The sequence below is a fragment of the Pseudomonas sp. 05N433 genome (assembly GCF_056396925.1).
The window spans coordinates 79,833-88,688 of the sequence record NZ_JBFTML010000019.1 but is presented as its reverse complement, the minus strand read 5'-3'; the positions used below and the strand labels follow the sequence as shown (position 1 = coordinate 88,688).

General features: G+C 58.8%; 7 protein-coding genes and 1 other RNA gene. 1 reads left to right on the top strand and 7 read right to left on the bottom strand.

Features of this window, described 5'->3' with window-relative positions; translation table 11 throughout:
* Nucleotides 1–286, top strand: a 286-nt coding sequence (locus tag AC1DIS_RS12990) for a hypothetical protein (RefSeq protein WP_477780907.1), incomplete at its 5' end; no start/stop codon positions are given.
* A gap of 312 nt (nt 287–598) precedes the next feature.
* Here AC1DIS_RS12990 and AC1DIS_RS12985 read toward each other — a convergent pair.
* The 7 genes from AC1DIS_RS12985 to AC1DIS_RS12955 all read right to left on the bottom strand — a co-directional run bounded on the left by AC1DIS_RS12985 (nt 599) and on the right by AC1DIS_RS12955 (nt 8,784).
* Nucleotides 599–1,855: an integrase domain-containing protein gene (locus AC1DIS_RS12985; protein WP_477748815.1), complete on the bottom strand. Its 1,257-nt coding sequence runs from the start codon at nt 1,853–1,855 to the stop codon at nt 599–601.
* A gap of 186 nt (nt 1,856–2,041) precedes the next feature.
* Nucleotides 2,042–2,439: a transfer-messenger RNA gene (gene ssrA / locus AC1DIS_RS12980) on the bottom strand.
* A 97-nt stretch (nt 2,440–2,536) separates the two neighbouring features.
* Nucleotides 2,537–2,812 carry a hypothetical protein gene (locus AC1DIS_RS12975; RefSeq protein WP_018929463.1) on the bottom strand — a complete coding sequence of 92 codons (276 nt, stop codon included), beginning with the start codon at nt 2,810–2,812 and terminating at the stop codon, nt 2,537–2,539.
* Nucleotides 2,813–3,030: 218 nt separating this feature from the next.
* Complete coding sequence (locus AC1DIS_RS12970) at nt 3,031–5,841, bottom strand: FAD-binding and (Fe-S)-binding domain-containing protein (RefSeq protein WP_477780906.1); 2,811 nt, start codon at nt 5,839–5,841, stop codon at nt 3,031–3,033.
* Nucleotides 5,838–6,509 carry a LutC/YkgG family protein gene (locus AC1DIS_RS12965; RefSeq protein ID WP_018929465.1) on the bottom strand — a complete coding sequence of 224 codons (672 nt, stop codon included), beginning with the start codon at nt 6,507–6,509 and terminating at the stop codon, nt 5,838–5,840. The genes AC1DIS_RS12970 and AC1DIS_RS12965 overlap by 4 nt, the downstream gene beginning before the upstream one ends.
* Nucleotides 6,509–7,963: a LutB/LldF family L-lactate oxidation iron-sulfur protein gene (locus tag AC1DIS_RS12960; RefSeq protein ID WP_477780905.1), complete on the bottom strand. Its 1,455-nt coding sequence runs from the start codon at nt 7,961–7,963 to the stop codon at nt 6,509–6,511. The genes AC1DIS_RS12965 and AC1DIS_RS12960 overlap by 1 nt, the downstream gene beginning before the upstream one ends.
* A complete protein-coding gene (locus AC1DIS_RS12955) occupies nt 7,960–8,784 on the bottom strand; it encodes a (Fe-S)-binding protein (RefSeq protein WP_018929467.1) in 825 nt (274 codons plus the stop codon). Before AC1DIS_RS12955 ends, AC1DIS_RS12960 begins: the two co-directional genes overlap by 4 nt.
* Between the last annotated feature and the right edge of the window lie 72 nt (nt 8,785–8,856).

Genomic DNA, 8,856 nt, shown 5'->3' with positions numbered 1-8,856 from the left:
GTACAAGGGTACTCACTCCGCGAGTGACTGCTTTCGGCCTGTCGCCACAGGCAGCTTTGGGTCGATTCTGTTGAAAAAGTCGACGATGGTTTCCGCAGCAGAAAAGTATGCGTCCGAGATTGAAATCTTTACTTTCGGCAGAGGCTTCGGGGCTCAGATTTCACGTAGCAGTGTGCAAAAAAGGCGTTTTAACCAGTCAATGACCAGGCTGTTTGGGCGAACCGACTTTTTCAACAGAATCGGTCGGTTGCAGTCCTTCAGTGCTTGGCTGACACACTCGCGCTGAGTGGCACCCGCTGACCCCCATCAACTGCAAACGGCTGGTCAGCGCGAATGTAAATGACTGGTCAGTGGCAATGCAATTAGGTGGTCAAGTGAGATGCAATTACGCAGAGCCCATGCGAGTGGGAATGCGGAGCCTTCCCACTCGCATGGGCTTGGCCGAGAAAGCCCCAAGAGTAAGGCTTGCAACGGCGACAGTCGCCACTTCTGTCGCCATGCAGCAGGCCAGGTATTACGCGGGTTGTCGCCGGTGTCGCCGCTGTCGCCAAATCAAGCGGGGAGTCATTCTCGGTTACTGGCGGCGTCCGGTGAGCGCTTACCGTATCGGCACGACGTTGTGGTCCCTGGTTTGATTGATCGCAGATGCCGACAGGTTGCCAGTGGCCGCTTTCTGGATGTGCTCACTCCACCAAGCCATCATCGGACGCCGGCGCTCGATGTAATCCGCTCGGTTGTAAGCGCTTCGGACTTCGTCCTTGTCGACATGCGCCAGCGCGACTTCGATCAGCTCCGGATCCCACCCATGCTCGTTCAGGATGGTGCTGGCCATGGAGCGCATGCCGTGGCTGACCAAGCGGTCCTGAAAGCCCATGCGTTTCAATGCCATGTTGGCGGTCTGGCTATTAGCGTGGGTACGCGGGTTTCTATCTGCCGGGAACACGTATTCTCTGTGGCCGCTATGGGGCTTGAGTGTCTCCAGTAACGCGAGTGCCTGTTCAGTCAGCGGGATGGTATGCGGGCGACGCTTTTTCATGCGCTCCGGTGGGATGGTCCAAATGCGTTTGTCGAAATCGATGTCTGTCCACCGAGTGGTGGCTGCCTCGACAGGGCGGGTCATCGTGTGCAACTGCCATTCGATCAGACAGCGCGTGACTCGCTTGATGCTGGCATTCGCGATTTCCATCATGAGCTCCGGAAGCTCGTCAGGTCGTAGCGCGGCCATGTTCTCTTTCCTGGGTTTCTTGAACACCGCCCGAATGCCACTGAGGGGGTTCGCAAAGATCAGTCCTGAATTGACCCCGTAGGTCATGATCTCGTTGAGTCGTTGGCTCAATCGTTTCACGGTTTCGAGGCTGCCTTTGGCCTCAATCGGGCGAAGGAGCTTGATCACCATAGGAGCACTGACTTCAGAAAGCGGCGTCGATTTCATGCTCGGAAAAACATGCAGCGTAAGTGAACGCCAAATGTCCTCGGCATACGCTGGCGTCACTGAGTCTTTCTTCAGTTCGAACCAGGCGGTGGCTATCTTCTCGAAGGTGTGTTCGGTCTCAGCCAGTCTGGCTTGCCTTTGCTCATCGCGCTGGGCTTTGGGATCAATGCCTTGAGCAAGTAGCTCTCGCGCCTCGACTGCTTTCTTCCGAGCATTCGCTAATGAGAGGTCGGGGTATGGGCCGAGCGCCATATTAAGACGGCTTCTGGTCAACGGCTCGCGATAATTGAAATTCCACATCATCGAGCCGCTGGCGCGTACTCGAAGCTGCAGGCCGTCGCCGTCGCTGAGGACGAAGTCTTTACCAGTTGCCTTGACTGCCCTGAGCTGGCGATCGGAGAGGCGGGTTGCGTTAGTAGGCATGGGGGCTACCTCCAGCACCGTTTTGGTATCCTGAAAGTAGCATTTGGCAGCCCGGGATACCACCTGGGATACCAAAGCGCCTGGAACTCAGAAATCCTCAAAAGTCCTCGGAAGCCCTGGAAGCCGCGTATTTACTGGGTTTCAGGCACAAAAAAAGACGTCCGTGGACGTCTTTAGATGATGAAATGGTGGAGCCGGGGGGAATTGAACCCCCGTCCGCCAGTACTCCGCTGTCGGTACTACATGCGTAGCCGTGTCTATTAAGTTAACCCTCAGCGACCCGACGGGCAGGGTGCTTTGGGCGAGTTGTGTAAGTTTTAGCCGCTTCGTCCACAACGTACTGCACGGCGATTCTGTTCTATATGACAATCACTTTGGGTTTACAGACATCCCCTGATGATTGCTGGACCCGAAGGTACCAGAAGCTCAGGATCTAAGGCTGCTTACGCAGCGAGAGAGAATTCCTGGCCGTAGGTTTCGTCATTGGCAACTATAAGTAGTTGCAACAGTGGATTTACGACTTCTGTTACCAAGTCGGCATGCACCTAAAGTTTCGCAACCGGCGTCGAATCCAAAGCGGCCCCGAACCTGCTGTGTGTAACCAGCAGGTAAGCGAAGTGTACGCCAATACGCGCGCCGAGTCGACCTTCTGTCCTTACCTGCATGTTATCTGGCCCGGCCCTAATGGCTATTCATGTGGCTTTGAATGTCCTGAAGCGCTTGCTGCGCCAGGGAAACACACTCTCTGTCGTTGTTGGAGGCGTGGGCGGCCTTGGCTTGTTCGGCTTTGGTGACGACGACACCTTTGGTGGCGGCGTCCAGCGTGGCTGCGCTGGACAGCTTGCTATTGACCTCCTGGAGCTTCATTACGCATTGATCGCTATCGTTTGAGGCGTATGCGGAGGAGGCCAGCATTGTTGCAGTGAGGAGCAGTCCAGCCAGGGCGGAACGCTTCATGGGTATCTCCTGGAACGGGGGTGGGGATTGGGCCACGCTGATTGGGGCTTAACAAATGGACTGTGACGGCGTGCAAGGGTTCTGTTTTCGCTTGCGAGGGAGTGAAAGATTTTCCGGGAGGAGGGTGCGAAAAAGGGGCAATGACGTCTAACGCACAATCCCTGTGGGAACGGGTTTTTGCATTATGCGTTATTGCCCCTTCTTTTTGTGCTTCGGTGTCAGACCGCTCTGGCCTGGGTCACCCGATCCACCAGATAGACCAGCCCGTGGTAGTCAATTCCACCGTGTTGTGTCAGACCAATCTCACAGGTGCGGCTGGTGGAAATCCCTTCGCTGCATTGCTGTACCGCGTCCTTCAGCGTGCGTAACGAATGGGCGTTCAATTCCGGCGTGGTAAAGCCTTTGTCGCCAGCAAAACCACAGCAGTGAATGCCTTCCGGAATGACCACGTTTTTACTGCATTTGCGCGCCAGATCGATCAACGCCTGGCTCTCGCCTAGATGCTGCGTGCTGCACGTGACGTGCACCGCGATCGGTGCTTCCTGCGGGGTGAAGTCCAGTCGGTCCATCAAATGCGTACGGATGAAACGCACCGGGTCGTACAGGTCCAGTCGTACGTCGCCGAGGTCCTGAACCAGCCGCAGCGTGCAGGGGCTGGTGTCGCAGTAGATCGGGTCGAGCCCGCCGCGGCTGGCGTGCAGCAGTGCGCCGATCAGCTCCTGACGTTTGTGTTCGGCCTGTTCGGCATAGCCCTTGGACGCGAATGGCTGGCCGCAGCAGAGGTTGTCCTGATTGTCTGGAAAGACTACCTGGTAACCGGCCTTTTCCAGCAGGCCACGGGTTTTGTCGTACAGCGACATTTGCTCTTTATCACCCGCCGCCGGGCCCATGACCCGCGACACGCAGGCCGCGAGATACACCACCCGAGGGCGTTCGTCCGATACGCTCGGGCTGAAGCGAATGGCCTTTTCCGGCTGTGGCATGGCGTTGGTCCATTGCGGGACCTGGCCTTTGGACAAGCGGGTCAATGTTGCCGAAAGCTTCGCCAAGCGTGGCGCCCCCAACAGCATCCGCGCACCGTTGGCGACATGCAGGGTGAAGCGCGCGCCTTGTAACGCAGTGGCGAAATTGCCTTCAATCCAGTTGGCGGTTTTCGTATGGGTCGYGTTACGGCCACGGAGCTTTTTCACCAGCTCGCCGGTGTTGATGCCTACAGGGCAACGTTGTGCACACAGGCCTGTGGCGGCGCAGGTATCGATGCCCTGGTATTCGTAGGCTTGCTCCAGTTCGGCGGTGTCTATGCCGGCGCGTTTCTTCGCCTGGATGTCACGCCAGATCACGATGCGCTGGCGTGGGCTCAAGGTCAGGCCTTTCGACGGGCACACCGGTTCGCAGAAACCGCATTCGATGCACTTATCCACAATCTCATCGGCGGCGGGCAGCGGCTTCAGGTGTTTGAGGTGGATCTGTGGATCGTCGCTGAGCACCACGTCCGGGTTGAGAATGCCGTTGGGGTCGAGCAGGCGTTTGAGCTGCCACATCAACTGGTAGGCGTCGCTGCCCCATTCCAGTTCGACGAAGGGCGCCATGTTGCGACCGGTGCCGTGTTCGGCCTTCAGCGAGCCGCCGAACTCCACGGCCACCAACTGCGCCACGTCGTCCATGAACGCCTGGTAGCGTGCGACTTCTTCCGCGCTGTTGAAGCCTTGGGTGAAGACGAAGTGCAGATTGCCTTCCAGGGCGTGTCCGAAAAGGATCGCTTCGTCGTAGTGATGTTTGTCGAACAGCTCGATCAGGCGATTCACGCCGATGGCCAGTTGTTCCACCGGGAAGGTCACGTCTTCGATGATCACCGTGGTGCCGGTTTTGCGCACCGCGCCGACGGCGGGGAAGGTGTCCTTGCGGATCGCCCAGAGCCGGGCGTTTTCCACCGGATCTTCGGTGAAGTCGACTTGTTTTTCCACTGGGAAGTCGGTCAGCGACGCCATGATCTGCGCCAGTTGTTCCTGCAGCAAAGTGGAGGAGGCCGCGCGGGATTCGATCAACAGAGCGCAGGCATTAGGCGACAGTTGTTGTACGAAAGCCGGCATGCCAGGCTTGTCCTGCACTGAGCGCAGGCTGCGACGGTCCAGCAGTTCCACGGCCGACACTGGTTGGCTTTTCAGGACGGAAACCGCGTTGCAGCAGGTTTCCACGTCCGGGAACACAATCAGCGCCGATGCCTTGTTCGGGTGATCGATCACCGTGTCGTAGGTCACCGCGCTGATGAACCCCAGCGTGCCTTCGGAACCCACCAGCAAGTGGCTCAAGATATCCACAGGCTCGTCGAAATCCACCAGGGCATTGAGTGACAGCCCGGTGGTATTTTTCAGACGGTATTTGTGGCGAATTTTCGCAGCCAGTTCGGCATTGGCGCGGGTCTCGCGGCCCAGTGTCGCCAGACGCTCCAGCAATTCGGCGTGGCTCTTTCGGAACGCCGCAACACTGCTGGGGTCTTCGGTATCGAGTCGGCTGCCATCGGCCAACACCAGACGAATCCCGGCCAGGGTGTGATAGGTATTTTGCGCTGTGCCGCAGCACATGCCGCTGGCATTGTTGGCGACGATGCCGCCGATTTTGCAGGCATTGATCGACGCCGGATCCGGACCGATCTTGCGTCCGAACGGTGCCAGCCACGCATTGGCCTGGGCGCCGATCACGCCCGGTTGCAGACGGATTTGCGTACCCTGGCCACGGATCTCGCGACCGTTCCAGTTATCCCCCAGCACAATCAGCACCGAATCGCTGATGGCCTGGCCAGACAGGCTGGTGCCGGCGGCGCGGAAGGTCACCGGGATGTGGTCCCGTTGCGCCAGTTTGAGCAGCGCCACTACTTCGTCTTCGGACTCGACGCGGATCACCAGTTTTGGAATCAGCCGATAGAAACTGGCGTCGGTGCCGAAGGCCAGGGTTGATAGCGGGTCGTCGAAACGTCGTGTTTCAGGAATCAGTTGCTGCGCATCGCGCAGAAAAGCCGCCGGTAGACTCATTGGTCCTCCAGGATCAACACCACCAGGTCTTTCGGGCCGTGGGCACCGTAAGCCAGCACTTGCTCGATGTCGGCAGTCTTCGATGGGCCGGACACCAGCAAGGCGTTGGTCGGCATGCCTTGGGCCCATTCGAATTCCTGCTGTACCTGATAGAAGTTGTCGCGGATTTCACTGGCCTTGAGCAGGGCAAAATGCACTGGCGGCACCAGGCTCATCAAGCGCGGTTCTTCCCGCGTCGGCCAGAGAATCAGGCTACCGGTCGCGGCGATCGCGCCGAGGGTGGTAGTCAGGCTGGCCGGGGTGTCGTTGAACAACTCGGCTTTCCATTCCTCGACCGGGCGGTTGTAGGCTTTGAGCGCTGGCAGGCCAGGATTTTTCGCCCAATGCTCGGTGATGCGTTGCCCGTGGGGCGTCGTCGGCGCAATCAGCAGGCTCGGCAACTGGCGGTCCCGCAGCAGTTGCGCGAGCAATTCGGGCCAGCCTTCTCTGGACGTCAGATGGATTTCGGTATGCACCGCTTCCATCAGTTTGCGCAGTTGCGAAATGCGTTGTTCCGGCGTGTAGGTGTAGGGCTCGGTCACCAGTTCGACATCGAAGTTGTCAGCCACCGGCGTGGTGCCCGTCAGACTGTTGCGCAATTTGGCGAGGATATTTTGCTTGGCGCTCATCAACGGTCCCCCTGTTTGGCCAGATGCTCGCGGGCCATGTCATGCAGTGAGCGGGCCGCGGGTTTCGGTGCGCTGTGGTTCTGGGTCCATGGGCCGACGTTGCTCGGCGTCAGCGCTCGCRGGCGAGTGGCGAAGAAGCCGAACAGGCGATAAAGCGTTGGCGAACTGTTGAGCCTGGCCCAGGCGTTCCAGATAAATCGTTCTTTGCGCGAATACTTGCTGCCCTGACCGCGCATCACTTGATGTGGGCTGTCCGGCGCTTTGACGTTTTCTTCCCGCAGGCGACGCAGCAATGCGGGGATCGGAATTTTTACCGGGCAGACTTCACCGCAGGCGCCGCATAACGACGAGGCACTCGGGTGGTCGGGGACTTTCGCCAGGCCGACCATGTGCGGGGTGATGATTTTTCCGATAGGCCCAGGGTAAACCTCGCCGTAGGCATGACCGCCGATTCGGGTGTAGACCGGGCAATGATTCATACAGGCGCCGCAGCGGATGCAGTTCAGGGTCTGGCGCAATTCGCTGTCGGCAAACGCCTGGCTGCGACCGTTGTCGAGCAGCACCAGGTGCACTTCCTGTGGGCCGTCGAGTTCATGTTCCTTGCGCGGGCCGGAGATCATGTTGACGTAGGTGGTGATCGGGATGCCCAGGGCCGAGCGGGTCAGCAGCGACAGGAGTGGAACCACGTCGCGCAGGTTTTCCACGACTTTTTCGATGCCGGTTACGGCGATGTGCACTGGCGGCACCGTGGTGGTCATCCGCCCGTTGCCTTCGTTTTCCACCAGCAGCAAGGTGCCGGTTTCGGCCACGGCGAAGTTGACGCCGGAGACGCCGATGTCGGCTTCGAAGAATTTCTGCCGCAAGACTTTTCGACCGATCTGAATGAGTTGGTCAACGTCCTTGGTGTACTCCACGCCAAGTTTGTCGTGGAACAAGGACGCGACCTGACCGGCATTCTTGTGGATCGCCGGCATAATGATGTGTGAAGGCTTCTCGTGGTCGAGCTGGACGATGTATTCACCCATGTCCGACTCCAGGCATTCAATGCCTTGAGCTTCGAGGACATGGTTCATCTCCATCTCTTCGCTGACCATCGATTTGCCCTTGATCACTTGCCGCGCCTCGTGAGCGCGGATGATCGACAAGACGATGCCATTGGCTTCGTCCACCGTTTCCGCCCAGTGCACTGTCACACCGTTGCGGGTCAGGTTCTGTTCAAGCTGCTCGAGCAGGTCGGGCAACTTGGATAACGCGCGGGCGCGGACGGCATTGCCCAGCGCTCGCAAATGTTCTCTTTCATGGGCATCGCTGAAGGACGCTGCCCGTTTGCTCATCAGTGAATCCATCGCCGTGCGAAAGTTATTTCGCAGTTGCGTGTCAGCCAAGGCCTTGTGAGCCCGGCTGCGAAAATCTTCTTCTACGGCGACCGTAGGAATAATCGTGGAGCTGCTCATCGGGCACCTCCGGTACGCTGCCAAAGGAAGCTGGCCAGATGCTGACCGCGCAACGCTTCCTGTTGTTTCTCCAGCGAGCCGTTGATGTTCATCAGGCAACCGCAATCGGCACTGAGTACCTTGTGCGCGCCGGATTCCTTCAACGCACGGGTCTTGTCAGCCACCATCGCACCGGAAATATCCGGCATACGGACGCTGAAAGTCCCACCAAAGCCACAGCATTCACTTTCGTGGCTGTGGTCGACTCGCTCCACGTTGCTCAGCTGCGCCAACAACTCACGGCCATGCAGGTGGGTGTTCATTTCACGGCGTGCCGAGCACGACGTGTGCAACGCCACTTTCACCGGTTCGCCGCTGTCCTTGAGCTGCACCTTGCAGACAAACAGCAAGAACTCGGCAAGCTCGTAAGTCCGTGCCGCGAGGGCCTGAACCTGTTTCAGCGTTTGCGGCTCGTCCTTGAACAGGTCGGCATAGTGTTCGCGCAACATGCCCGCGCAAGAACCCGACGGCACCACCACCGGATAATCCCCGGCAAACAACGCCAGTTGCGAGCGCGCCACGGTCCGGGCCTGTTCGGTGTAACCCGAGGTGTAGGCCGGTTGCCCGCAGCAGCTCTGCCCTTGCGGGTATTCGACACGAATGCCCTCGCGTTCCAGCAGGTGGATCGCGTCCATCCCGGCTTCGGGGTAGAACAGATCCACCACGCAGGTCCCGAACAGGTACACCCGTGACGGTTTTTCGCTGGGGTATTGCCGAGGTTCAGGCAGTGGCGGGGCGACGCGGGTCGCGTTCGGCACAGCGTTGTAAAAAAGCTCGCTCATCAGGCGTGTCTCCGGGTGGTCCCGGTTATCCGTCCGCTGAGGCTGCTGAATATAGAGAGATAAGCTTTCAGC

Bases quoted from the DNA above. Each gene is read 5' to 3' on its own strand.
- AC1DIS_RS12985 (WP_477748815.1), bottom strand. From the start codon at position 1,855: ATGCCTACTAACGCAACCCGCCTCTCCGATCGCCAGCTCAGGGCAGTC.
- AC1DIS_RS12975 (WP_018929463.1), bottom strand. From the start codon at position 2,812: ATGAAGCGTTCCGCCCTGGCTGGACTGCTCCTCACTGCAACAATGCTG.
- AC1DIS_RS12965 (WP_018929465.1), bottom strand. From the start codon at position 6,509: ATGAGCGCCAAGCAAAATATCCTCGCCAAATTGCGCAACAGTCTGACG.
- AC1DIS_RS12955 (WP_018929467.1), bottom strand. From the start codon at position 8,784: ATGAGCGAGCTTTTTTACAACGCTGTGCCGAACGCGACCCGCGTCGCC.